The sequence below is a fragment of the Runella aurantiaca genome, assembly GCF_003339505.1.
Lineage (GTDB): Bacteria > Bacteroidota > Bacteroidia > Cytophagales > Spirosomataceae > Runella > Runella aurantiaca.
Map to the genome: position 1 here is coordinate 426,610 of NZ_QPIW01000001.1, position 23,075 is coordinate 449,684.

Consider the following 23,075-nt stretch of genomic DNA (forward strand, 5'->3'; position numbering starts at 1 on the left):
CAACTTTATTCATCCATCAATAAGAGAAATTATTGATAAATATATACAAACAGGATTTTTCACTGTTTTTGGGGCACACTAAGTTTGAAATGAAAATTATATTTTGGATAATTAAACAATTGATTTAATTATGTATATAACCGGTCTCGAATTGGTGAGATCCCTACATGGCAAGAAAGGATTTGTTGCAGAAAGAATAGGCAGGTGATAATATAGGTTATACGGACATTACCGGTCATTGGGGGCAAAATTGGGGGCACTCAGAAAAATAATCCGTTAAAATCGTAATCAATTCAGGCACTTGGGGAGAAAATGGCGATGCGGCTACGGGCACCAATCATTTTTTTACAGACATTATTTATTATTACTGAAACGAAAATCAGTCAATTTTCGCAGTACGTTAAAGCTACACTCGGTTTATCAGTCTATTCCCGTCATATACCCACTGTAACCAAAATTGGGGGCATGATTGGGGGCATGAAACGGCTGATGTTTGCTGAAATTTTCAGCAACGGAAATCAGGAGGTGTAATCATGGCTTTATCAAATATGGCCTGTCAGGCAGCTAAACCTAAAATCAAGCCTTACAAGATGGCGGACGGAGAGGGGCTGTACCTTGAAGTCACCCCGAGCGGGACAAAATACTGGCGGTTGAAATATCGACTTCACGGCAGGGAAAAACGAATTTCAATCGGTGCCTACCCCACCGTCTCTATCGCGGATGCCCGTAAGGCCAAAGATGAGTTAAAAAAAGAAATAAGCACCGGCACTGATCCCGTCTTAAAACGTTTGCAGGCGGCTCAGACGAATGCTTTGAGCCAACAACTGGATTTTAAATCAATGGCGATGGAATGGTATTGGAAACAGGTTCCTTTGTGGAAGCCAAAACACGCCGATATTATTAAACACCGCTTTGAGAAATACGTGTTTCCCTCTTTAGCCAGCTTTCCGCTTGCAGATATAAAGCCGTTGATGATGCTGAGCTGCCTTCAAAAGATCGAAAAAACAGCCCCGGATCTCTCTCGTAGGATGAAGGGGTTATGCAGCCATGTATTTAAATACGCGATTGCAACCGGAAGAGCCGAAAGTGACCCTACTTATGGTCTGGAAGCTGCGATGAGAAAATTTAAAAGAGGGCATTATGCCTCCATTTCCGTCGATGAGTTTCCTGAATTTTTAGCCCGTCTGAATGGGTATGAAAATCGTGTTAATCGTCAGACCTTTCTGGCACTTAAATTATTGCTTCTCACATTCGTGCGTACCTGTGAACTGGTCGAAGCAAGATGGGAAGAAATAAACTTTGAAAAAGCAATGTGGGTTATTCCGGCGGAACGAATGAAGATGAATCTTCCTCATATCGTTCCGTTATCACAGCAGTCGCTGGCGATTTTTCGGGAACTGAAAGAATTGAATACGAAACGGGATTTTATCTTTCCCGGTTATTATAACCCAAGAAAGTATATGAGCAAAAACACGATGCTCATTGCTATCAAGCGAATGGGTTATAACGGCAAAATGACAGGCCATGGATTTCGATCCCTTGCCTTAGGGATATTAAAAGAAAAATTGGGCTACCCTCATGACATTGCCGATAGACAACTCGCGCACGTCCCGAAAAGTGGTGTTGATCGAGCTTATGACCGCGCGCAGTTTTTACCGCAACGTATAAAAATGATGCAGGAATATGCGGATTATATTGATAATGTACGATGAATCGACGTTGTCAGGATTATGAGCATTGTCGTTATTCCGGTGCCGGAATGTTTTTGTTGCTATCAGTAACCAATACCAGGCGCATTGCAAGTTCTGCGGGCATTTTTTCCACGGCTTTCCGAATAACGGCCATGTATGCGTTGGCAGAGGGCCAGCCTGCGGATTGTGCCTGAGAATCCAATCCATAGGCCTGTAATGTGAGGTGCTGCTTTTTATTCTTTTTGTCTAATTTTTCCAATTCCAGCAACAGTTCCTGAGCTGCGACATCCTGCGTGATCGAAAGATCAACCAGTTTTTCCAAAACTGCTTCCGGTGGATTTCTGCGACCTGCCCACCATGACTTGGTGGTATCAACGTTAGTACCTAAGAACATTTGGGCTTCTTTTATCGACAGGCCGCAACTTTGAGAAAACAACTTAAAAAGGGAGGTCATCGTCATTAACCTTACGGCAAGAGAAGGATTATTCATTTTGTACGATTTTTGTGTACCTGTCAATAAAATAGCTAATCAAAATCAGCTTTCCCGATGAAGGGACGAAGAAGTGATTTTATTCATGTCCATGCCGGATCAATTAATTTCTCAGGTGTTCGGTGCGCAGATTTCGTCAGTGATTCGCTCATTTCAACATAATCTATAACCGAATAATGGCTCAATCATTGATGGAGTTTATTTTTTATTAATCAACGATGGATTGAATTGACTCCTTTCTGCAAACACCTTTAGGTAGCGCTGACTTATCGGAAATGATCACGAATTGTTTTCGATAGACCGATTTTTCTTCTGAAAAAAGGAGTGTGGAATGGCTATTAAAACACCGCCCCCCGAACCCTTGCTGGATCGAAAAAGTGCGGCCCGTTTCCTTTGCGTTTCTCCCGGCACACTGGCCGTTTGGGACTGCACCAAACGCTACGACCTCAAACCCATCAAAATCGGCCGCGCCGTTCGCTACCGCCGCGCTGACTTAGAAAAGTTCATCGAACAGCGTCTGAGACCCTGACCGCTCCGGTTTTTCTTTTTTTTTCGCCCATCTGTTTTTTCGGAGATCGCTATGAACATAGACGATGCCAAAGCCATACCCATGATTGAAATTCTGAGCCGATTGGATATTCACCCCAAACGTATAACGGCTAACAAAGCCCTGTATTCCTCGCCATTAAGAGATGAACGCACCCCCAGTTTTTGGGTCTATCTGGAAACCAACAGCTGGTACGACTATGGCGAAGCCATCGGCGGGGATTTGGTGCGTTTTGTCTGCGAATACCTGCGCGCCTGCCGTCAGGACCACACCATTTCCGATGCTCTGCGGTGGATCAACAACATGGGCGTCGGTCCTTACCGTATCGCGACGATCCCAGAAGAGGTGAGGCAGCATGACGCCTCGCTGATCCTGAAAAGTAAAAAGCCCATCCAACATTTAGGGCTTATCAGCTACCTCAAAAAACGCGGTATCCCGCTGGAAGTGGCACGGCGATCTCTCAAAGAAATTCACGTACAGAATAAAAATACCAAGAAACGCTTTTTTGCCCTCGGGTTTGAAAATGAAGAGGGCGGTTTCGAGCTGCGTAATCCTTTCTTTAAAGGCTGCATCCGTCCCAAAGCCATCGGCTTTATTCGCGGCATAAACCCCGACAGGAAAGCCATCCACCTCTTTGAAGGCTTTATGGATTACCTCTCGGTAATCAGTCAATCTAATCATCCGGGGCTTTCGGGCGATGCCATCATTCTTAATTCCGTCGCCTGTTTAAAGCAGGCGCTGCCTTACATCCATAATTACGGCTACCGCTTGGCCTATACGTGGATGGACAATGACCGCGCAGGCGAGCAGGCCACGGAGCTGCTTTCGGAGTTTTTCAAAACGCAGGAGGGTTTGATTCATAAACCCATGAATGCGCTTTATGCCCCGCACAAAGATGTCAACGCGTGGCACATGCACCGTCTTCATCTGTCGTTGTAGAAGGGGGATATATGCAGAAAAATGAAACTCAGTCGCTCTACCGCGTCAATGAAGTGGAAATTGTTTACCGGAACAAAGTCCCTTATCAGGATCGTATTCAAATCACGCAATCCGAGACAGCCTATGAGATCCTGCGCCAATGCTGGGATGAAAACCGCATTGAACTCGTCGAACAGTTTAAAATTCTACTGCTGGACCGCCGTCACACCTGCCTGGGCGTTTCGGACATCGCCACTGGCGGCATAACCGGTTGTGTCGTTGACCCGCGTATTGTCTTTGCCACGGCCCTTAAAACCAAAGCAAGTGCGCTGATTTTGGCTCACAATCACCCCTCAGGAAACCTAAAACCAAGCGAAGCGGACATTGCTCTGACGCGCAAATTGCTGCAGGGCGGAAAGCTGTTGGAGATTTCCGTGATCGACCACCTGATCGTTACGCCGTATAACTATTGCTCGTTTGCCGACGACGGCCTGATGCCCGGTTGAAGTGCGCGTATTCAGGCATTGCCTGTTTTTGTTTACGGGTCGTTTTGTCTTTCCGGTCATCGGGAGGCGAGACGGTGATGTACCCGGCGCGCCGAATTCACCAACCATAATTTTCGCCTGCTGACGCATTCCCCGCCCGACCAAAATTCAAGTTGGCTTCTTCGCCTGAACGTCGGGTTTTGTATCCCCGTCATCCCGATCAACCGGAAAGAAAATCAAATGCCTCACAAACAAAAAACACACCTTGATTTATCTCACTCACCTTCAAAGGAGCCTGCCATGAAACCGGATGTTCAATATCAATCGGATATTTATGCTCGCGTGACGAATAAGATTCTGGCCGATTTAGAAAGCGGCAATCTGACGTGGCGCAAGCCGTGGAACAGTGAACACATGGCCGGGCAGGTAATGCGTCCGCTGCGTTGGAACAACATTCCTTACACGGGGATCAATACCCTGGTGCTGTGGGGTACCGCCGCCGAAAAAGGTTACGCTTTGCCTTATTGGATGACCTTTAAACAGGCCATTGACCTGAAAGCCAATGTCCGCAAAGGCGAAAAAGGCGAACAGGTCGTCTATGCCGATAAGATTGTGCGGGACGAAGAAACGCCCGAAGGTGATATCAACTCCCGACAAATTCCATTTTTAAAAACCTACACCGTTTTTAATGCCTCCCAGATCGAAGGACTACCGGAATACTATTACCGCGTTCCCGAAACGGTTATTGCTGCCGATGCACCGCAGCGCATGGAAACACTGGAAGCCTTTTTTGCCCAAACCAAAGCGGATATTTATACGGGTACGAAGGCGTATTATCATCCGGTAACCGACCGTATTCAGATGCCACCCTTGGAAAGCTTTGAAAAAGCCACGGATTATTACGCGGTTTTGGCGCATGAACTGACGCATTGGACCAAACATCCTACCCGTCTCAACCGTGACATGGGCCGCAAACACTACGGCGATGAAGGGTACGCCAAAGAGGAACTGGTCGCCGAACTCGGAGCCTGCTTTTTAGGCGCGGACCTTGGTTTTGAACCGATGCCCGAAGCACAACATGCCGCTTACATTCAATCGTGGCTGAAGGTATTGAAAGACGACAAACGGTTTATTTTCTCCGCTGCTTCTCATGCACAGAAAGCTGTTGAATACATTCATGCCCTACCGGTTCCGTGAGGAACAGATGAAACGTTCATGCAATGCCTCTCTTTGCAGCGGTGTTTATAAATCCCGGCAGCGTAGCCCAACGACCTAAACGTGCTACTTCTATTATACGTTTGAATTTGCCTTGCATAGCGGAAAAAAGCTTTGCGGCAGTATTACACATGTAATAAGTGTTTTATATGTGTCAATCAAAGTAATGATTGACACAGGCAAAGTGTAGTTATTTAAGATGCTAAAAGAGGCAAAAATCAACGTTTGATAACTATTTTTCTCAAATTTTATAATGAGTATTAGATTTGTAGCACTCAAACCTCAAATCCATGAAGAGCATTTTTATAATTGTATTGTTGGTGTTCATATTTTCCTGCAAGAGGAAGGAAGATCCGATAACGCTTATACCGACACCTCCCGGTCAAGTTTCGGGAGTAAAGATCTCAAAAGCAACAATTACAAACCTGATGATCGAATGGACAGCAGTAAAAGGGGCTGCCGGATATAAAGTCTATGAGGGAAATTTTGCCTATTATGATGCCAAGGCAACTTCGTTTGAGCTTGCAGGGTTGACCGGCAATACTTTGTACACATTTCAGGTAAGTGCTTATAATAATCATGGAGAAGGACCGAAATCGCTGACTGTGTCGGGAAAAACGCTGACACCGCCAAGTCCACCGGGTGTAGTGATGGGCTGTAAAGTAAAATCAGTGACAAGCTCAGGTATTACATGGCAATGGTCGAGTTTGGCAGATGCGGAAGGTTACAGGCTATACAGGGAAGGGATCAAAGTATACGAAGGCAATGATATGAGTTTTGAGGATAAAGGTCTAAAACCTGAAACTTCTTATTTGTACCAAATCAGTGCTTACAACGTTAATGGGGAGGGACCCATATTACATTTGCTGGCAGTTAAAACAGGAGGGTAAGTACTGTCTGTCTGAAGGCGTTGGTGATCTGAATGTACCATTTACTGCCTTGCTGCCACAATATAAAATTATCATGTCTTCTCTATACTCAAATCTTATGCGCCGGATAACCCTATTTATTTTTCTGCTCTTAGGGGGATGTTCTAAATCTTCCGATGTAACACCTGAAGAATGTTTTCCTTCAGTAATAACCAATTTCACCGGAAGATACCTTGTGAAATTTGATGAAAAGACGCGTATGGTATCTGATGTGAATAAAGAAAAACAGGTTTCAAACATAACTGTTTATGAAGAATCAAGAATAGGTTTAGGAACGGGCAGTGATAAAATTTCTTATTTTGTAATTACAAAAGACAGTCAGGGTCGAATCATTTCCGTTTATGATCCACCTTTTGGAAATCAAAATGTTTTGACCTATAACTCGGAGGGGCGTTTAGCCACGCATGTTTTCAGTGTGAAGGGGAAGGTGTGGATTTCAAAAAGATTTATCTATAATGATGGAAACTTAGTTGAGAATATTGAAACCGATGATCATGGCCAGGTCAAGCATTACAAATATACCTACGATTTGACTAAAAAAAATTATGCCCGTATGGCTGAATTCGTTATAGGACCCAGATTAAGCGCATTCCCCAGAGGCAGTTTTGAACTTGGCCCATTGTTGGGAAACAGGATGAATAACTTACCTGTTAAAATACAATTGGATTCGGAAGAAAGCCCCATTTCTTACGAATTCGACGCTAAAGCCCGCCCGATAAAGTACACTCAAATCATAAAAAGTACTACTGTGCAAGGTATTTGGGAGTATGATTGTCCGTAGATCAAGACACCCTACCTGTTGAGATTTTTGTCGATGTGACCGTGACTATAAACACTTTATTATCTCTCTGAATAAATAATTGTACCTATAATGGCTTTATTATTCGATTTCAAATGCAACTCATAAATCATAGTTTATGAAACAATTGGGTTTGTTTATACACCTTTTCCTGTTGAATGTTACTGTTCTTTTTTCTCAAGCGGACACGTATCCTATTCGTCTGCCTACAGACAAGCCCAATTTTTTGATTTCAATCAAAAATCGCACATTTTATATAAATGAAATTATTGACAGCCGTAGCGATACAAACAGTATAGGAATGGTCCGAAAGGGCATTGGCAGTAAAAACGTTTTTGCAACTTTGGAAGGCGGCTTGGTTGGCGGATTAAATAACTATTTTACTGCTTGCCTGATCTCAATTAACATGAATGAAACTCTGACTCCGGTGGCGCTGGAAATAAAAGAATTTGAGATTTCGGAATGGGTAGACATGCGATCAAATGATGCCGGAATTAAAATGTGCCTTGTTTTTTACAAATACACTGGTCAAAATCAGCGTGTTCCGTTTTATACGGCTGAAATAGATGAAATAAAAGAGGGGCTTTTTGATATTACGGCTTATCATCCTGTCAGAATTCAGAATGGGTTCACGCGGGCTTTCACTAAAATGAATGACTATTTACGCGATAGTACAGATAAACCCGCTTTTTATAGTGAAACCGTTCTTAAAATTGCGAAATCCCTGAAATCAACAGGATTGAAAAAGGCAGGCTATCCTGATTCATTAGGTATCGAAGATAACATCCGCACGTGCAGCACACGTCGAAAAGGAATATACCTTACCTATGATGAATTTCTGGCAAATCGTCCCTCCATCATTGATAATTACGTGGTGGAATACACTTCTGATTCCACCCGATTGAAATTACGTTCAGCGAGCAATAAAATCTATTTGCGATGGGAGTATTGGGGTTTTTGTGATGGGAAAGATATATTTTACAATGCTCAAAATTATCAATCTGCCATTTATTACAGCAAACTGACAGAATATGGAACATTACTGGCATGGCATGATCGGTATTTAGACGCCTCAGATAGAGCTGTTTATAGAGTTTTTGGTGTGGTCGGATTAATTGTTGCCAATGAAATAGCCGATAATGACTGTATGATTTATAATACAGCGAATAAGAAAGTTTATAAAGCAACCCCTTCCGTTATGTTGAGTATTTTAAAAAATGACTCAGACTTACAGCAACAATATACAGAACAAAACCGTCAGGAAAGTAGCCATATATTCGACATCATTAAGCAATATAATCTAAGACATCCATTTAAGTAGCCGGCGCGGTTCTCCTAAAAATCTTTCTGCGAGATTTTTCCTGACATTTGATCCGGATTATTGAAGCCGTCGAATACGTCCATGCCATGCCCGTTCGTGAGTACCGGATGAAACGTTCAGGCAATGCCTCTCTTTGCAGCGGTGTTGATGAATTTATCAGCGTAGCTCAACGACCGTTATGACGCTTATCCCTGCTTTTTACTGCATAAAAAACATCTTTGACTTCGCTTCGCTGCGGGGAGCTGTCACGGCCTTACTGAGCTTTGTCCGCTTCCATCATCTGCCACACCACAAAGGAGAAGCAACATGCCTCAAGCGATCTGTCACCACTGTAACTCAACGTTTTCCTGGCATTGGGAAGAAGCATTTGCCAAATGGGGCTTTTTGGCCGGACAGGGCCAACTGAAAACCGACACCGTGCAGGAAGCCCTGACCGACGCGGACTATGAAGTCGAGGTACGTGCTCTGGGTGAGTGTAACACCGTTATCTGTTCCATCAAAAAAGACGGGAAAGAACTGATTCCGCAGGGGATCAAAATCGGCTATGTGCATCCGCGACTGTTTCTGCCATGCAGCATTATCGAGTTGTTGGACCGAAAGTTTCCTTCCAAGACCCCCTATGACGGATTATAAGCCGAAGAGGGATACCTTTCGGGGTATCCCTCTTTTTTTGCAAATTATTAGGGGCGGTCGAAACGCCTGCCGGGGTTTCGGCAATTACTGAACAGGTTATTCTTTTGCGCCGACAAAAGCGGTGAAGGAAGAGGGCTGAAAGCGAATGGTATCCGGATACGCAGAGTCACTTGCTTTATGGACACGTATAAATGTTGCGGCAAATTCGCCTTCAACCAAGCCGGTGGCTTTATCCAATTTGTTTAATAGAATATAATTTTTTTCTGACTTGAGAACTTCATATTTGTCTTTTCCGGCGTCATACTCACTTGTAAAAAACACGGCCATTGGAATTGTATCAGGACGGCAGGCACCATACGATTTACCCAAAAGTTCAAATTTGCCGAGTCTTAGCGGTATGGCTCCAAAAGAAAGATTCTCAAAATAATTTCTTCCAAATGGTTCGGTTTCATAGTAACGGTAGAACGTAAGGAAGAAAAAATTTTTATACAAAGGGTCCATGGATTCCGCCCAACAGGAACTGCAATCTGTTTTGGTTGATACAGTCAAACCACCGGATGTTATTTGATTCCAGGATTTGCCCTCCATTGTTACCTGTGCTGAATTTCGGGGCAAAGGTTTTAACTCTTCACCGCTCTCATCCTTTTGGCAGGCGATGAATGAAATGATCCCAAGGATTGGAGTGCCGATATGTAATAATGTAAATTTGATGTATGAAAGTCGTAAGAAGTGAAGGTGATAAAATGCTTCACAACCGGGCGTAATTGTTGTGAATAGAGAGGGTATGACCTAAGCCGGATTGTGCTTAAACGTTTTCAAAAGCGGTTGCATAGGTATATTCATTTAAGAAATGTGTGAAATGTAATTTGTGCACTTACCGCTTACATCAGTGAAAAAAGGGGCGTATTCAGTAAGTGATAAGGCAAATATCGTACTGTTCATTTTAACGTAAAATACCGGTATTCCGGTATTTTTGAGGCCTGTATAGTATAAACTTGCTTCGGACGTCTGACGCTTAGCCACCTGATGCCGAAATATTCATCATTTATGGAGGCCGGCTTTATGGCCTTTACCCAATTAAATGCTAAAATCGGGGTACCGTTCAGCTTACCCCCCGTCTCCCGGCGGATTTTCAAACAGTTTAATAATCTTATAGACGGTGCCCCTGGAACCGATACCGAAGTGGGTTCGTATTTCTTCCATGGTATGCTGTTTTGTGAGATACATTTGATATACCTGTTCGGCTATATCCTGAAATTTATAGAGCGTACCCTTTTGGGGCCCCAATTTCACCCCTTTTTCAACGGCTGCTTTTCTGCCCTGCGTCAGGCTCCTGACTGATTCTTCCGTAGTTTGGAGGGCCAGATGTGTAATGAGTTCAATTTGACGTTTTCCGTCGGGTGTCGAGGAATCTATTCCCTCCGTCAGACTTTTAAGAATGATCCCTTTATCAATGACCAACCGGACATTTCTGTTGATTATTGACAGATGGTTCCCAAGCCTGAAAAGTTTATAAATCACCAGAGAATCACCCGCCTGCAATGATTCAACGGTTTTTTCGAGGTCCCCTGATCCGCCGATCACAATCTCATCAGTAATCGCTTGGATTGCCGACTTCTCAAACGGTTCACTGATTTCCCGTGTAAATCCTACTATTCGCATTATCGTTGTTCTTTTGCAAAAAATCTCCGGTTGCTGTAAAGAAACAACCACCATTACCCTGCTTACATGTAGACAAAAGAATATGCCTTATAGACTGCGCATAACATTAACCGACAGGGCAATATATTATTAATTTGTAATACTGTTCCATATTTTAAGTCAGGCAACTGAAAAAGAGAGCAGGACAATAAAACTGCCTGTTCCGGTTTTGACAACTGCCAAAGAGAATATCACTGCATCATTTTTTAAGGTTGATTGACCGATAAGGGGTCATTGGCAGGGTTGAATACAGACATGCATTCCATGCCCCGCTTTGTTGGGGTGTTGATGAATAGAGAAGCGTAGCTCAACGGCCATCCCGACGCTTATCCCTGCTTTTTACCATGTAAAAAGCATCTTTGACTTCGCTTCGCTGCGGGGAGCTGTCACAGCCTTAATGAGCTTATTTCGCTTCCATCATCTCACACAACAAAGGAGAATGGATGATGACTGACGAAAATCAAACCACTGCAAAATTTCCTACCCACACGGTTTATTGCGTGAAAGCCAACGAAGGCAGTGAAAAACCTGACTGGATCAAAGTCGGTGCTGCCTGGGAGAACAGTGACCAAAAAGGCCTGAACCTTTCCTTAACCGTTCTGGGTCAACCGATTTCCCTCGTTGTTCGTAAGAACAAACCCAAGGAAACCTGAGCTGAAAACGGGCTGAGGCCGACCTCAGCCCGTTTTTTACACAAAAAGGCCAATTTTGCCGGTATGACGGGATATTTTAGAAAATCATCCTTGCAAATCAAACACAATGTGTTATAATTGCAAGGATGATTATACGTAATGCCACCTCAGAAATAGCGCAGTTGCTGGAAGAATTCCCTGCCGTCGGCGTTTTGGGCCCCCGTCAGGTGGGCAAAACGACCCTGGCGGAGGAGTTAGCGGCGACCATGCGTCCCCAACCCGTTTACCTTGATTTGGAAAGCCCTAAAGATCGGGCAAAGTTAAGTGAACCCGAAGATTATTTTGAACTGCATCAACACCAACTCGTTATTTTGGATGAGATCCAACGGATGCCGGAGTTGTTTTCCATCCTCCGGGGCGTGATCGACCGTCGGCGCAGGCAGGGCCGAAAATCAGGGCAGTTTCTAATTTTAGGTTCCGCGTCTCTGGATTTATTAAAACAGTCCTCGGAATCACTCGCCGGACGAATTGCCTATAAGGACCTTTCCGGCTTTAACGTTTCGGAAATCGCTGCAACGCCCGCCGCCCGCGAGCAATTGTGGCTGCGGGGCGGGTTTCCCGACAGTTTTCTGGCAAAAAGTGATGCCGGCAGTCTGAGATGGCGGCTCAATTTTATCAATACCTATCTGGAACGGGATGTGCCGCAATTCGGCCCGCGTATTCCGGCCGTTACGTTGCGGCGTTTATGGACGATGCTGGCCCATAGCCAGGGAGGGCAGCTGAATATTGCGCAGCTGGGGGCCAATCTGGACATCGCCGCCCCGACCGCCAAACGCTATATTGAATTACTCGAAGATTTATTGCTGATCCGTACCCTTCGCCCGTGGTCGGGCAATATCGGAAAACGGCTTGTCAGAGCGCCTAAAGTGTATATTCGTGACAGCGGGTTGACGCATGCCCTGCTTAACCTGACGACGCTGGATGATGTGCTGGGGCACCCCGTCGTCGGAGCCAGTTGGGAAGGGTTCGTCATTGAAAACCTGTTATCCGTGCTGCCTTCGGGAATGACGCCGTGGTTTTATCGTACGTCTGCGGGCGCAGAAATTGATTTGGTCATCGAGAAGAACAGCCAACAGCGCTACGCCATCGAAATAAAACGCTCTCAGGCTCCGTCTGTTTCCAAAGGATTTTATTTGGGGTGCGACGACATAGAGGCGGCCAAGCGGTTTGTTATTTATCCGGGTACAGAAAAATTTCCGATTTCCAAAAACGTCACGGCGGTCTCATTGCCCGATATGATGGATGAAATAAGTCGGTGGTAAAAGGAATAAGATTCATAGCACTTTTTATAAACCGGTATAAATTTAGAAATACCTTGTTATATTAAAATGACTCAAAAAATAGATTTTAAATTTTTATTGGGGTTTTCTGAATTGTTCCCTAAAGAGAAACCACATTCACCTTTTCAATACTATCTTCAGCAATTACCAAAATATTTCATACTGGATATTTGTGCTGAGCTTCTGGCAATATTTCCAAACGATCTTGTATTTTCGGATGATAAAAATTTTATCAAGTATTTTTTCAAAATTTCACCAAGCCTATGCTTAAAATTATTTGGACAAATTAAATACCCAATTACACCGGGCCTTCATCCTACCTATATTATAGGTAATCATTTTGCGGTTTTGAGAATTGCAGAATATGCTGCCACAATGCACGATACTGTACCAGGGTTCGAAATTAGTTATGAGACAGGCCGACTCGAATTCCTGAAATCATTAGCGGTTATTAATGAAGAAATCAGGCAAAAGGACGACTATCTTGAAGATATTTCAGAGGATCTAAATGAAAGAGAAAGGTATGCCTTAGCACTAATTTCTAATTCTATCGCTTACCATGATATACTAAATTTTGATTATGCAGGACAGATTTTGTGCGGTATCTACCGAGCAAAGCAACTATTTTCTTTTTTTAAGGATCATCAGGATAGCAAAATTGATACAAGTGGACTGCTTTCTCGTTTTCTAAATAGGCATGGAATGGATAATCCTGCTGATTTTTTGAATGATCTACTCTATTTGTTAACATTTATCCCCTTCCATGAAGGAAATAAAAATTTAGCATTTAAAATTTCAGACAATAGTAATCAGGAGAGAAATCGTAAGTTCCTTGAAGAGTTTGTATTAAAAGACAACCTTGAATATGACCCTATTTTTGACGATTTTCCAACACTGAGAAGCAGACCTCTATATAAAACGGCTCCTGATACCTATAAAATTCTTTGCGGTGCCTTTCTTATTCAAAAAGTATTCAAAGGGTTATATTTCTCCATCAGAGATGTTCTTTCTTCCTATAAATATGAAACGAAAAAAATAAGAGAAATACAACTAAATTCGTTTAGGCAGATGTTTACGGAAGAGTTTTCGGAAAAATATTTGCTCCATAATATTATTGAAGAAATATACGGGCAAAAGTATATCAGGTTTAGCGACAAAAATCTGGCTATTAATGGAGCACCTGATTATTATTTCCGTTCCGGAAATACTTTGTTCCTTTTTGAATCGAAAGATTTTTTATTAAAGGCAACTATCAAGCAATCTTATAAACCCAATGAAGTGCTTTCAGAATTGAGAAAGAGTTTATATGTAAGTGGTGATAAGCCAAAAGCAGCTAAGCAACTGGCAAACTCAATAAAGAAAATAATTAATAGTGATTGGAAGTTTGACAAGGGATTAAAAAACCCGAGTAATATAAAAATTTACCCGATAATTATTATTCATGACAGCTCCTATGATGTTCCCGGACTGTCTTATTGGGTTAACAACTGGTTTAATACTGAGTTGGAGGGGATAAATAGAGTAAAAATTAAACCCGTTCTCCTGATTCCGATTGACGCGCTGATTAAGCTAATTCCACTGCTAAAAGGGACGCAACCTCATCAATTTTCTGAATTGTTGGAGAATTATATTGAGAAACAAAAAGACAGTAATGATATTCTTACTTTCTCGTCCTATCTGGCTTCTTCCGATAAAAACAAAAAAAAAGAAAATGAGTATTATAGAAAGACAATAAAATCCATCGCTATTATATAAATTTAAACGTAATACCAATTGCGTTTAAATTGTTTCATCGATATATCTTAAGGCTTTAATTGTGACGTAATTTAGTCTTGTCCATTATTTATTTCAACTGTGATTGCAATCACCGCCATCTCTTTTGATCCGGAGTCATCCTCTATTACATAGCGATCATCGACAGCGAATATAATCCGTGGTAAATGATCTAACAACTCTCGGAACAACGCTTCCAGGCCATAGCCTGCCAGGGTAACGGTATGCGATGAAAAATGCAGTAGGATGGCGTTCTTTTCCCCGTCGAGGTTCAACTCTCCGGCAATCAGATACGCATAATTGAGAAAGAAGCGCTTTCCGTCGGGCCACACCAGACACAGGTTACGGGCATTTCCCGGCGCATGAAACAGACCGCTGTCAGTATTCGGTTGCGCGGTTTCCTCCGTTTTGGCCGGATCGCCTTCGCGCATTTGATCGTAGCGTAATTTAAATTCCCGGTTCATGGTCACGCGATTTTACAGGGGACGATTTTTCAGGCGTTTTCACTTTTACTTTCGGTTTTTGAGGATCAGGGCGGTTTAACTCCGTGCGAATATGCTGATGAACCATCTCCTGAGACTTGTTTTTACGGTTGATCAGTTCAATGGCGGATTGGCGTTCGCCAAGTTCCGACGCATGTTCCAGTAATTGCTCCTTGTCATCGGTATAGATACGCGCCCGCTCGCGGGCCCTTGATACCGACACGTAAAACTGTTTGGCATCCGTGGCGGGAAACGTCGCTGCGGGCTGATAAATAAATACCTCTTCGACGGTTTTCCCCTGTGAGGCGTGGGAGGTGATGCAATGGGCGTGGGCCAGATGCCCGAAATGTTTATCCAGTTTATAAGTGTTACGGCTTTGTTCGTTGCGCAGCACCACATCACCTTTTTTTCGCACCGACACTACTTCCAACAGCTGTCCGTTATTCAGGCGGTGCTTTTCTCGGTCAAAACCGTTGCGGGTAATGCGCACTTTGTCCCCCTTGGAGAGACTGATCTCGCTTTTGGACAGCACGTCGAAATGATGGTATTGCCCTTGAGGTAAAGGCAGGGAACCGCCGTTTTCGTCCTGAAGGGTTACCCCTTTTTTTGAGCTTTCCGCCACCGTCCACAAACTGCCCCGCTGAAAGCCGGAACCGTTCTGGTTGAACTGAATCACCTGTCCTTTCACCAGATTGCGCCAATCGCTTTTCTCGGCCTCGGTCAGGTTTAGATTGGTATATTTGACGGACCGGATTTCCTTTTTGCCCAGCAGACCCACCGCCCTCATTTTTGTTCGAATGGCCTCAGTGACTTCATCCCCCTGTTGGTGCGTCGGTGAAACCACCAGGGCAGATTTGCCGCTGCGCAGCGTATCCACGTACTCATTGACCAACGCCTCATGGGGATGTAACGGATCAACGGAGTGCAGAAAACCAATGGCGTCGAGTTTGTCAAACGCCTCTCGGACCTTACCCTGAGACAGGTCCTCCACCGCCCGGCGGTAGTCTTCATTTTTTTGTCGGTAGATCTTGCTGACCTCTGCCGATTTGATGCCGCCCACGGTATTAAGGATGCGCAGGGCATCCCCCCGCACCACACTTGAATGCTGCCGGGTATCACCGCCCAATATCAAACGGGCATTCTGCTCGGTAGCCAGCTTCAACAGGGAAGTCATATCGTGGGTGCCCAGCAGTCCGGCTTCATCGACCCACAACACCTGTCCGTTGAGTTCCTGCTGCATTTTTTTATCGGCCAACAGTCTTGTTACGGTTTCGGCCCGCTCAAAACCTTCCTCCTTTAACACGCCGCGCGATGCCTGCGCCGTGGGAGCAACCACCATGACTTTTTTGCCCACCCTTTCGATGTGTTTGACAGCTTCCTGCATCAGAGTGGTTTTACCGGTTCCGGCGGCCCCCCGAATGATGGAAACCCGGTGTGGGGCCGTCAGTACGTGGCGCACGGCTTCGGCCTGCTGTCCGTCGAGTTTCAGGGCCGGCGCACGGGTGTAGAGCGGCTTGAGCGCCCCCTGGCCCTGCCGGGCCAGCCGCACCATCCGCTGTTCCTCGGAAAGCACCTCTTTGATGGTACAAAGGGTTTTGTTTTTATCCTTCACGTGCAGGATACGTTCGTCGGCCTCAAACCGTTTCGTTACCGCCTCTAAGGTCACGGAAGTGTTGCCCACGGCGTGTCGGTAGGCTTCAGCCAGCAGTCGTCGGTCCTGCAAAACGGAGGCCCGCTCGAAGCCGTGGCGCAGGGCGTGGTCAATGCACAGTTCGGGGGTGAGGAGTTCCTTCGGTCGATCCGCGTCTGCGGGAGCAAAGCGAACCGTGCGGCTTCCTTCTCCCTGCTGCTGCGGGGCCAATTCCCTGATCTGGCGTTTCCACTCCGTTTTCAGTTCTTCCATGCTGACCCCCTGTTGCTTTTTGGCCCGGGTCCGCGCTCCTAAGGCATCGAGGGTTTTGGCATCGGTAATGCCTTTTTCTTTGGCTACCCGTCCAATTTCATCCGTGCGTTTGGAGAACAGGTCAATGACCCCCTGCGGTACGCCTTCCACTTCAAAGGATTTATCCGTGCGCCGCACCCGATAGCCCAGGTCAGTGAGTTTATCCGACAGGGTTTTGTGGAAGCGGGCCTGGTAGTAAGGCATGTCGCGTTTAATGTCCCGAAACTGCCCGGCCTTCACCTGCTGTTCCTGTGCATCCCACGTGGCATTAAACACAAAGCAGTGGGCGTGCAGGTGCGGGTCGGGAAGTGCCCCGTCTACGGGGCGGGCCGTCTGATGAATAAAATCGGCCCACACCCATTCACCCGTGGTGCGGTCATCGTATTTTCCCCCTTTACGGATCCGCGTTTTACTGTCGGCCTCCATGTGCCGCATAGTTTCGTCAATGCTCGCCTGAAACGCCTCCAGCAGGTGATCGTCCGTCGCCAGTCCGTGCAGGATGGAAACCGATTTGGGGCAGTGAAAGTTGATGTCGTATCCGGTAGTGCGCTCCTCTCGGGTACGCGGGGTCAGCGGCTCACCCGTAGCCGGGTTCACATTATCGCACAGGTCAAAGAAAGCCCCTCGGGTGGCGGGCCCTGTAATGCCTAGCCGTTGCGCCAGACGACCCTGAATTTTTCCGTTGAGTTCCTGATCATTGATGTAATAATCAGCCCTTGAAAGGGCATTGGAAAAATAGTCTTTGGCGTGGGCGGCATTGCTGCTTTGGATCATCCGTATCATAGACCAAAGTGTACAGGCAGTTGGAATTTGCCGGAGAATGTTTCCGTTTTTGTTAGCTTTGGTACATCAAAAATAAACCTGAGTGAGGCAGGGGGGCTGTGCCAAGGTGAATCGGCAGTTATGGTAAAGTGAGAGCATCAGACATCTTCCCTTAGCACAGCTCAGGGCGCTTTTTTCAGCGATTTTTTACACAGCTTCGACCACATCATCGGCTTCCATAAAGGCATCGACCAGACGGCGGCGCGTCTCGGGATCGGCCGGTCGCCGTCCGTAATAACTGACCCCCCGGGTTTCGCTTGGGTCCTGTCCCTCGACGAAAATATTGACCATTTCTTCGTTACAGATCATTTCATCAATTTTATCCATGAGTGCATGATCGCCCTGCCGATAGGCCGCCATGTAACTGAGTGAATAAAAAATGCTGGATATAAAAATGATGATCCCAATGGGTTGTGCCGAGACCCAAAGACTGATGCCGACCACGGCAAATAAGCCGGGCTCCAACAGTGTTTCAATGGTGCGGATATCCACCCGTTCGCCACCGATCTCAATTTCCCGAAAGCGCGGGCTGATCTCACCGGTTGACAGACTGAAACGACCGAAGTCGAACACGGAGGGCAGGCGCTTAATTTCCTCCCGTCGTTGCAGGCACGCGTAGATGAACCACGCCAGATAGCCATACCAACTCCCAAAGAGAAAAATAAAGGCCGGCAAACCGGAGCCGTAAACACGGCCCAACACTTCATTGTAGATTAGCGGGAGCAGGGCCAGAATACCCGCAATGAACATGGCGGTGGAAAAAGAGAAATAACGCTCTCCGAAATTTTTACGGACAAACACCTCCAACAGCAGACGGGGCCACGAGCAAAAGGCCATAAAGAAGGCAAGTGCCCCTTCTTTGAATACGTTGGAGCGTTTAAAGACGGTACGATAATACAGGTTCTTTTTCATAAATAGTTGAACGGAATAGTGAACAAAAAGAATTAAGACTGATAATTTTGGTTAAACATCATTTTCGTGTGGTTAAGCCCCTTTAACAGCGCATCACCCTGCCGGTGCAGATATCCTTCGACCCGAAAGTTATTCATCGGCCCACCCGTTTTAAGTCGTACCAGTTCTTCCGGGCGCACCACGCGTTCCAGTTTGAGCGATTTAGACCTTGTTTGGGCAAAATTCTGGGCGACGGTTACGCTGTGCGATTTATCTTCAAAGAACGCATCACCGATGAGTTCGGAAGCGTATTTATTGGTTTCCATGTCGGCATTGGCATGAAAGATTTTGGTGCCCAGGGTTCCCAGAAAACTCTTGACGCGGTACTCCGCTTTTTGTCCGCCCATACAGGCGTAATAATTGGGCAGGTTCTGTGAAATGTACACCGTGGCAATGCGACTGCTTCGGGCCGTGGCCTGATAATCCGCGTCATGCTCATGAAGAAAGTTTTGAGCCTCATCGGCCCACAGAAACACGGGACGTGAAGAAGGAGTAATGTGGCGCTTCTCCATGGTGCGTTGCCAGAGGTATTTAAACAGGATCTGACAATCACGTCCCACCTTGTGATAGATCTTGACCGGCAGATGGATCAGAATGATTTTGCCCCGCAGGCTGTCTTCGGGGGTGAGGGTGGAATCATAACGACAGAACAGCGAATACACCGGATCACGCAGTAAACGGAAAAGAAAACCCGAAAAGGTAAAGTCGATAATGGAACGGGTTTTTTCACTGAGATTCATAAACGTATCAAAAAAGAATTGGTCCAGAAACTTCAATAGCCGTGCATCGGGCAGCGTATGAAGTAATTGGGTTTCAAAGACTGTTTCGTCCTGAAGAGCGGCCTGTCTCTGCGAAGGGAGTTTGGCAAACCAATCGTCAATCTGCCGGTTGACCTGAAGGCGGGCCGCTTCGAATGCCTGCTGAAAAGCTTTGGGTTTCCCTGCGGCAGAGCCGTCGGTTTGCAAACCTTCTTCGCTTTTGGGAATGGTTTGCACGATGTCGTACATTTGCTGAACAGACACATGGCCGTAAGCCAATTGGCATAGATCAATGACGTGGAAAATAAGCATATCAAGGGCGGTTTCCCAGAAGGCATCATCGCTCTTACCGCCGGATTTTTCCTCACCTGCACGAATGACGGTTTTTAATACGTCCACCAGGTTTTCCGTCAGGGAGGATGACGACTGTTTGGCTTCGAATTGCAGGAAATTGAAACGGTGCGATCCTCCGGGTTCCAGAATGAGTAAATCGTTTTCCCGTCCCGCCAACCGACAGTAGTGCTGCCACAATTCTTTTTCATCGGGTTTGACGGTGAGCACCAGTCCGCCGAATCCGTTTGTCAAGTATTTCAGCGCCAGCATGCGTCCCGAACCGGAGGTTTTTCCTGAACCGATGCCACCGAAAATCTGTACCCCTTCCAAGGCATGGCGGATGCTCCACACCCCGCGTTCCTGCGAAGAGACCAGCTCAATGAGGGGTTGATCGAGATCGAATGAATTCATTCTGTCATTAGTTATCACCCGGCAGATTTTAAACAGGCATCCGGGTTGTTTTTGATTTGAACGATAGCACTGCTATAAAACCGGTGTTGAGGAACCGGGTTAGATAATTAAAAAAAGAGGTTTACGTATATAGTTTGGCGACTGTTTTACCGAAGCGGGAAAGAGGTGAATGAATATATCTTTTTGGCCAACGAAAAAGGAGAAGGGTTCACTGCCGCATAAGTATTCGGCTCCGGGAGCTTAAGAAAATTGTTTGAAAAAAGGAGAAGCATCAGCGGCCGCTTGCCCCTGTGTCAGCAGTATTTCGCGGTAGCGGATGATGGTCAGGGCTTTGTAATCCACGACCGTCAGACAGTTGGGCCATTGGATGGTATCCATCGACAGCATATTCCGCAGCCACAGCTCGATAACCAGTGAGTGCTCCAATTGAGGCTCGTAACCCAGAAAACGCGCCAGGCGGTCTTTGACCCGTTGACCGTAAGGCACAAATGTCTCGCGGTAGTGGTCATACTGCGAAGGGGAATAGATGGGGTCGCGATACGGAGCCACATCGGCATTACGGATGAGTTTAATGTGTTCTTCCGCCTGAAGTCGGAATTCTTCCTCCGACAGTCCTCCCTGTTGATGACGCAGCAGCAGCGCACGCAGGTAAGGTTCATAGCGCAGACCGGCAGAAGGATGAGGTAAATAACCTAAATAACCTTCAATCAGGTCTTTGGTTTGGGTTTCCAAATCAGGGAGCACTTTGGCGCTTAAATCGATATCTTTCCACGAAACGGCTTGCTGAATAGCCTCTTGGGCTGCCGCTTCATACGCCTCTTCGAACCGACCTTCGTTTCCACCAAAGACGGTTTTTATGGTTTGCTCCCGCCGGTTCATGAAATCTCCCGGGTATCAGATAAAAGATTCTTTATATTGGCATAACCAAAAAAAATGTCAAGCAAAAATTCTATTTAGTGTATGGATCAGCAAAAGGAGAAAGACAACCGGGCACCGGCATTTCCCGAAGGCTATGAATACCTCAATGACGTAATGGCACAGGGCCTGCAGCGTCGCCGGGAGATTGATAAACAGTTGGAGCAAACTTCGACCTCCGAACAAAAGCCCAATGCCTACCGTGTGCAGTACCGCCCGCCCGGAATGTTGGGGGGAGGACCTTCGGTGAACCGGGATTACTATACGCAGCAATTGAAAACAGAGAAAGACCAAATTGCAACCACGCTTGAAAAGCGGGTGGAACATGAGATTGAAATGACCCGGCCGGATGAACTGACCGCCGCTCAAATCCGGGAAACGTATAATGAGAAGATGTATCCCAATCCTTATGCAGGGAAAAGCTCAAAAGAACTGGAACAATTAGGCAGGCAGGAAAAGGACCTGGAAAGCTCACAGGATTTGATGCGTACCCAACTGAAGAACTTCAGAGACCGGCCCGCCAAAGAAGGCCAACTTTCTCCTGAAGAAGCAAATAAGCCGGTAAAAGAAGAAAAATCGTTAGACGCTTCGCAGGAGCTGATGATGAAACAACTGTCATTTGTCAGGGAGCGGCAAACGAAAGAAGACAAAATGCCATCGGAAGGAAAAACCGAACCGGTTCAGGAAACGAACGAAAAAGCGCCCGCTCCGATGTCGGAGCGCTTTTCAAAGTCGCTGAATTATACCAAAGCGCTGGAAAAAGCAGATAAAACGCCATCAGCTGAAAAAACAAAAGCAGACCGATCCCCTGACCGTGATTAAGGTTCAGGCTCTATATCTTTGCTTTTCTGTTTGTCAGGAGAAACAGCCTGTTTGCCGGGGCGTTCTCCTTTCAGCCAGGAAGGTACTTTTTCCTTGAGTTGTTCGCTCATGAATTGGGCACGTCCCTGCTGAAATCCTGTTCCATTGGGATGGTCCTGAATGGCTTTGGTCAGTTGCTCGGCCAATTCAGGCATGTATTTGGCAATGGTGTAGCCTTCATTAAAACGTTTCAGATAATCGGAAGCAATAGAATCCTGTTCCATCATTAAAAAGGGTTGCGTGCATTATGATTCAAATAAGCCTCAATGGAATCGCGATCGTAAAGAATGATTTTCTTTTGCGGTTGAGAAAAGCGAATTTTACCTTCATCGCGCAGTTTTTGCAGGGTCGTTTTGGATTTGATATTCAGTAGTTGCATGGTCTGCTCATCGGAAATCCACTTTTCCTTTTCTTCGCCGTGTGTTTCTTTTAAGCGGGAAACTACCTGTTCAATCAAGGCATAAAAAGCAACTTCTTCGAGGCAGATGACTTGCATAGAGGAGGATATTTAATTGTTGCATCCAACTAAGTTCGCTTTGAATACACTCCCTTTTTCAGCGGTAAAGCCCGGTAATAATTCTACAGATTTCCCTGCTTCATATTCACTGTATCCACCTTTATTGATATTGCCGGTGGATGTAATGACCTGGCCGGCGGCAAAGTTTTTGGCTTGATTGGCAAATACAGAACTTTCGGGAGAAACGCCCAGATTTAATTCGGTTTGGCAAAAAGGAGGGGTGATATTCAAATAGGCCGCTACTACACAGCTCTGCGGATATTGATGAGAAACACTGAGTTGATAAAGTGTTTCATTCGGATTTGGAAGTGATTGGGTAATACTTGTTTGATAAGTAGTCAACAGATCTTGACTGACATAGGGAGGCATTTGGATTACGTATTGAATACCTGATTGATTGATCAGAGGAAATGCAAAGTTAATGCTGTTTTTTTGAAGGCTTAAGACAGTAATTTTACTGTTCAGAACCTCTGAGGACTGATTGGAAGTTAGTACAGATATTCTATTTCCACGCCTGTCATGTTGAAAGGTGGTTGTTAATTGTGAATAACAGTTTTGACTCCAAAATACTAGAATAACTATTAGTGAAATTTTCATTTTATTACTTCA

The 23,075-nt window shown here is 45.6% G+C and carries 25 protein-coding genes; 14 read left to right on the forward strand and 11 right to left on the reverse strand.

Annotated elements, in window-relative coordinates:
- Positions 1-533 precede the first annotated feature (533 nt).
- Positions 534-1,712 carry a tyrosine-type recombinase/integrase gene (locus tag DVG78_RS01880; protein WP_114459362.1) on the forward strand — a complete coding sequence of 393 codons (1,179 nt, stop codon included), beginning with the start codon at positions 534-536 and terminating at the stop codon, positions 1,710-1,712.
- Between the two features lie 31 nt (positions 1,713-1,743).
- Here DVG78_RS01880 and DVG78_RS01885 read toward each other — a convergent pair whose 3' ends face one another.
- Entirely contained in the window at positions 1,744-2,181 is a 438-nt protein-coding gene (locus DVG78_RS01885) for a hypothetical protein (RefSeq protein ID WP_114459363.1), read from the reverse strand.
- Positions 2,182-2,512: 331 nt separating this feature from the next.
- Between DVG78_RS01885 and DVG78_RS01890 the strand changes: the two genes are divergently transcribed.
- From DVG78_RS01890 to DVG78_RS01925, 9 genes are all read left to right on the forward strand, one after another.
- Entirely contained in the window at positions 2,513-2,710 is a 198-nt protein-coding gene (locus DVG78_RS01890) for a helix-turn-helix domain-containing protein (RefSeq protein WP_114459364.1), read from the forward strand.
- 51 nt (positions 2,711-2,761) lie between these two features.
- Positions 2,762-3,667 (forward strand): DUF8464 domain-containing protein, encoded by a 906-nt coding sequence (locus DVG78_RS01895; protein ID WP_114459365.1) that lies wholly within the window; start codon positions 2,762-2,764, stop codon positions 3,665-3,667.
- 11 nt (positions 3,668-3,678) lie between these two features.
- Positions 3,679-4,152: a JAB domain-containing protein gene (locus DVG78_RS01900; protein WP_114459366.1), complete on the forward strand. Its 474-nt coding sequence runs from the start codon at positions 3,679-3,681 to the stop codon at positions 4,150-4,152.
- Between the two features lie 219 nt (positions 4,153-4,371).
- The gene (locus tag DVG78_RS01905) at positions 4,372-5,328 is read left to right on the forward strand and encodes an ArdC family protein (protein WP_199563177.1); all 957 of its coding nucleotides are present in this window, start codon (positions 4,372-4,374) and stop codon (positions 5,326-5,328) included.
- Positions 5,329-5,636: 308 nt separating this feature from the next.
- Positions 5,637-6,236 (forward strand): fibronectin type III domain-containing protein, encoded by a 600-nt coding sequence (locus DVG78_RS01910; protein WP_114459368.1) that lies wholly within the window; start codon positions 5,637-5,639, stop codon positions 6,234-6,236.
- 97 nt (positions 6,237-6,333) lie between these two features.
- Positions 6,334-7,056 (forward strand): hypothetical protein, encoded by a 723-nt coding sequence (locus DVG78_RS01915; protein WP_114459369.1) that lies wholly within the window; start codon positions 6,334-6,336, stop codon positions 7,054-7,056.
- Between the two features lie 136 nt (positions 7,057-7,192).
- Positions 7,193-8,395, forward strand: a complete 1,203-nt coding sequence (locus DVG78_RS01920; RefSeq protein WP_114459370.1) for a DUF6563 family protein — start codon at positions 7,193-7,195, stop codon at positions 8,393-8,395.
- A 47-nt stretch (positions 8,396-8,442) separates the two neighbouring features.
- A complete protein-coding gene (locus tag DVG78_RS30490; RefSeq protein ID WP_262511867.1) occupies positions 8,443-8,577 on the forward strand; it encodes a hypothetical protein in 135 nt (44 codons plus the stop codon).
- A gap of 124 nt (positions 8,578-8,701) precedes the next feature.
- The gene (locus tag DVG78_RS01925; protein WP_114459371.1) at positions 8,702-9,028 is read left to right on the forward strand and encodes a hypothetical protein; all 327 of its coding nucleotides are present in this window, start codon (positions 8,702-8,704) and stop codon (positions 9,026-9,028) included.
- 96 nt (positions 9,029-9,124) lie between these two features.
- On the opposite strand, the gene DVG78_RS01930 is transcribed toward DVG78_RS01925, so the two are convergent.
- A complete protein-coding gene (locus tag DVG78_RS01930; protein WP_114459372.1) occupies positions 9,125-9,616 on the reverse strand; it encodes a hypothetical protein in 492 nt (163 codons plus the stop codon).
- A gap of 519 nt (positions 9,617-10,135) precedes the next feature.
- Complete coding sequence (locus DVG78_RS01935; RefSeq protein WP_114459609.1) at positions 10,136-10,690, reverse strand: recombinase family protein; 555 nt, start codon at positions 10,688-10,690, stop codon at positions 10,136-10,138.
- Positions 10,691-11,172: 482 nt separating this feature from the next.
- Here DVG78_RS01935 and DVG78_RS01940 point away from each other — a divergent pair, with 482 nt between their 5' ends.
- From DVG78_RS01940 to DVG78_RS01950, 3 genes are all read left to right on the forward strand, one after another.
- The gene (locus tag DVG78_RS01940; protein ID WP_199563178.1) at positions 11,173-11,382 is read left to right on the forward strand and encodes a hypothetical protein; all 210 of its coding nucleotides are present in this window, start codon (positions 11,173-11,175) and stop codon (positions 11,380-11,382) included.
- A gap of 125 nt (positions 11,383-11,507) precedes the next feature.
- Complete coding sequence (locus DVG78_RS01945; protein ID WP_114459373.1) at positions 11,508-12,683, forward strand: ATP-binding protein; 1,176 nt, start codon at positions 11,508-11,510, stop codon at positions 12,681-12,683.
- 66 nt (positions 12,684-12,749) lie between these two features.
- A complete protein-coding gene (locus DVG78_RS01950; protein ID WP_114459374.1) occupies positions 12,750-14,456 on the forward strand; it encodes a hypothetical protein in 1,707 nt (568 codons plus the stop codon).
- Positions 14,457-14,527: 71 nt separating this feature from the next.
- Here the strand turns inward: DVG78_RS01950 and DVG78_RS01955 are convergent, their stop codons facing one another.
- The 5 genes from DVG78_RS01955 to DVG78_RS01975 form a co-directional block, all read right to left on the reverse strand.
- Complete coding sequence (locus DVG78_RS01955; protein ID WP_114459375.1) at positions 14,528-14,938, reverse strand: hypothetical protein; 411 nt, start codon at positions 14,936-14,938, stop codon at positions 14,528-14,530.
- Positions 14,922-17,681, reverse strand: a complete 2,760-nt coding sequence (mobF, locus tag DVG78_RS01960) for a MobF family relaxase (RefSeq protein ID WP_229598104.1) — start codon at positions 17,679-17,681, stop codon at positions 14,922-14,924. The genes DVG78_RS01955 and mobF overlap by 17 nt, the downstream gene beginning before the upstream one ends.
- A gap of 186 nt (positions 17,682-17,867) precedes the next feature.
- The gene (locus DVG78_RS01965) at positions 17,868-18,632 is read right to left on the reverse strand and encodes a hypothetical protein (protein WP_114459377.1); all 765 of its coding nucleotides are present in this window, start codon (positions 18,630-18,632) and stop codon (positions 17,868-17,870) included.
- Positions 18,633-18,664: 32 nt separating this feature from the next.
- Positions 18,665-20,173 (reverse strand): type IV secretory system conjugative DNA transfer family protein, encoded by a 1,509-nt coding sequence (locus tag DVG78_RS01970; RefSeq protein ID WP_114459378.1) that lies wholly within the window; start codon positions 20,171-20,173, stop codon positions 18,665-18,667.
- A gap of 240 nt (positions 20,174-20,413) precedes the next feature.
- A complete protein-coding gene (locus DVG78_RS01975; RefSeq protein WP_114459379.1) occupies positions 20,414-21,052 on the reverse strand; it encodes a hypothetical protein in 639 nt (212 codons plus the stop codon).
- An 81-nt stretch (positions 21,053-21,133) separates the two neighbouring features.
- Between DVG78_RS01975 and DVG78_RS01980 the strand changes: the two genes are divergently transcribed.
- Positions 21,134-21,910 (forward strand): hypothetical protein, encoded by a 777-nt coding sequence (locus tag DVG78_RS01980; RefSeq protein WP_114459380.1) that lies wholly within the window; start codon positions 21,134-21,136, stop codon positions 21,908-21,910.
- Here DVG78_RS01980 and DVG78_RS01985 read toward each other — a convergent pair.
- From DVG78_RS01985 to DVG78_RS29865, 3 genes are read right to left on the reverse strand one after another with little or no spacing between them, the layout of a single operon-like run.
- Positions 21,907-22,176: a hypothetical protein gene (locus DVG78_RS01985; protein WP_147276951.1), complete on the reverse strand. Its 270-nt coding sequence runs from the start codon at positions 22,174-22,176 to the stop codon at positions 21,907-21,909. The two genes, DVG78_RS01980 and DVG78_RS01985, sit on opposite strands and share 4 nt — an antisense overlap.
- Complete coding sequence (locus tag DVG78_RS01990) at positions 22,176-22,445, reverse strand: helix-turn-helix domain-containing protein (RefSeq protein WP_114459382.1); 270 nt, start codon at positions 22,443-22,445, stop codon at positions 22,176-22,178. Before DVG78_RS01990 ends, DVG78_RS01985 begins: the two co-directional genes overlap by 1 nt.
- 12 nt (positions 22,446-22,457) lie before the next feature.
- Positions 22,458-23,063, reverse strand: a complete 606-nt coding sequence (locus DVG78_RS29865) for a 3-coathanger stack domain-containing protein (protein WP_147276953.1) — start codon at positions 23,061-23,063, stop codon at positions 22,458-22,460.
- Positions 23,064-23,075: the final 12 nt, after the last annotated feature.

What these genes read in the sequence shown, in the direction of transcription:
- DVG78_RS01985 (WP_147276951.1), bottom strand. Translation starts at nt 22,176, where the DNA reads ATGATGGAACAGGATTCTATTGCTTCCGATTATCTGAAACGTTTTAAT.
- DVG78_RS01970 (WP_114459378.1), bottom strand. Translation starts at nt 20,173, where the DNA reads ATGAATTCATTCGATCTCGATCAACCCCTCATTGAGCTGGTCTCTTCG.
- DVG78_RS01900 (WP_114459366.1), top strand. Translation starts at nt 3,679, where the DNA reads ATGCAGAAAAATGAAACTCAGTCGCTCTACCGCGTCAATGAAGTGGAA.
- DVG78_RS01975 (WP_114459379.1), bottom strand. Translation starts at nt 21,052, where the DNA reads ATGAACCGGCGGGAGCAAACCATAAAAACCGTCTTTGGTGGAAACGAA.
- DVG78_RS01885 (WP_114459363.1), bottom strand. Translation starts at nt 2,181, where the DNA reads ATGAATAATCCTTCTCTTGCCGTAAGGTTAATGACGATGACCTCCCTT.
- DVG78_RS01955 (WP_114459375.1), bottom strand. Translation starts at nt 14,938, where the DNA reads ATGAACCGGGAATTTAAATTACGCTACGATCAAATGCGCGAAGGCGAT.
- DVG78_RS01905 (WP_199563177.1), top strand. Translation starts at nt 4,372, where the DNA reads ATGCCTCACAAACAAAAAACACACCTTGATTTATCTCACTCACCTTCA.
- DVG78_RS01945 (WP_114459373.1), top strand. Translation starts at nt 11,508, where the DNA reads ATGATTATACGTAATGCCACCTCAGAAATAGCGCAGTTGCTGGAAGAA.
- mobF (WP_229598104.1), bottom strand. Translation starts at nt 17,681, where the DNA reads ATGATACGGATGATCCAAAGCAGCAATGCCGCCCACGCCAAAGACTAT.
- DVG78_RS01920 (WP_114459370.1), top strand. Translation starts at nt 7,193, where the DNA reads ATGAAACAATTGGGTTTGTTTATACACCTTTTCCTGTTGAATGTTACT.
- DVG78_RS01880 (WP_114459362.1), top strand. Translation starts at nt 534, where the DNA reads ATGGCTTTATCAAATATGGCCTGTCAGGCAGCTAAACCTAAAATCAAG.
- DVG78_RS01925 (WP_114459371.1), top strand. Translation starts at nt 8,702, where the DNA reads ATGCCTCAAGCGATCTGTCACCACTGTAACTCAACGTTTTCCTGGCAT.
- DVG78_RS01895 (WP_114459365.1), top strand. Translation starts at nt 2,762, where the DNA reads ATGAACATAGACGATGCCAAAGCCATACCCATGATTGAAATTCTGAGC.
- DVG78_RS29865 (WP_147276953.1), bottom strand. Translation starts at nt 23,063, where the DNA reads ATGAAAATTTCACTAATAGTTATTCTAGTATTTTGGAGTCAAAACTGT.
- DVG78_RS01930 (WP_114459372.1), bottom strand. Translation starts at nt 9,616, where the DNA reads ATGGAGGGCAAATCCTGGAATCAAATAACATCCGGTGGTTTGACTGTA.
- DVG78_RS01990 (WP_114459382.1), bottom strand. Translation starts at nt 22,445, where the DNA reads ATGCAAGTCATCTGCCTCGAAGAAGTTGCTTTTTATGCCTTGATTGAA.
- DVG78_RS01915 (WP_114459369.1), top strand. Translation starts at nt 6,334, where the DNA reads ATGCGCCGGATAACCCTATTTATTTTTCTGCTCTTAGGGGGATGTTCT.
- DVG78_RS01980 (WP_114459380.1), top strand. Translation starts at nt 21,134, where the DNA reads ATGGATCAGCAAAAGGAGAAAGACAACCGGGCACCGGCATTTCCCGAA.
- DVG78_RS01950 (WP_114459374.1), top strand. Translation starts at nt 12,750, where the DNA reads ATGACTCAAAAAATAGATTTTAAATTTTTATTGGGGTTTTCTGAATTG.
- DVG78_RS01940 (WP_199563178.1), top strand. Translation starts at nt 11,173, where the DNA reads ATGATGACTGACGAAAATCAAACCACTGCAAAATTTCCTACCCACACG.
- DVG78_RS01910 (WP_114459368.1), top strand. Translation starts at nt 5,637, where the DNA reads ATGAAGAGCATTTTTATAATTGTATTGTTGGTGTTCATATTTTCCTGC.
- DVG78_RS01935 (WP_114459609.1), bottom strand. Translation starts at nt 10,690, where the DNA reads ATGCGAATAGTAGGATTTACACGGGAAATCAGTGAACCGTTTGAGAAG.
- DVG78_RS01965 (WP_114459377.1), bottom strand. Translation starts at nt 18,632, where the DNA reads ATGAAAAAGAACCTGTATTATCGTACCGTCTTTAAACGCTCCAACGTA.
- DVG78_RS01890 (WP_114459364.1), top strand. Translation starts at nt 2,513, where the DNA reads ATGGCTATTAAAACACCGCCCCCCGAACCCTTGCTGGATCGAAAAAGT.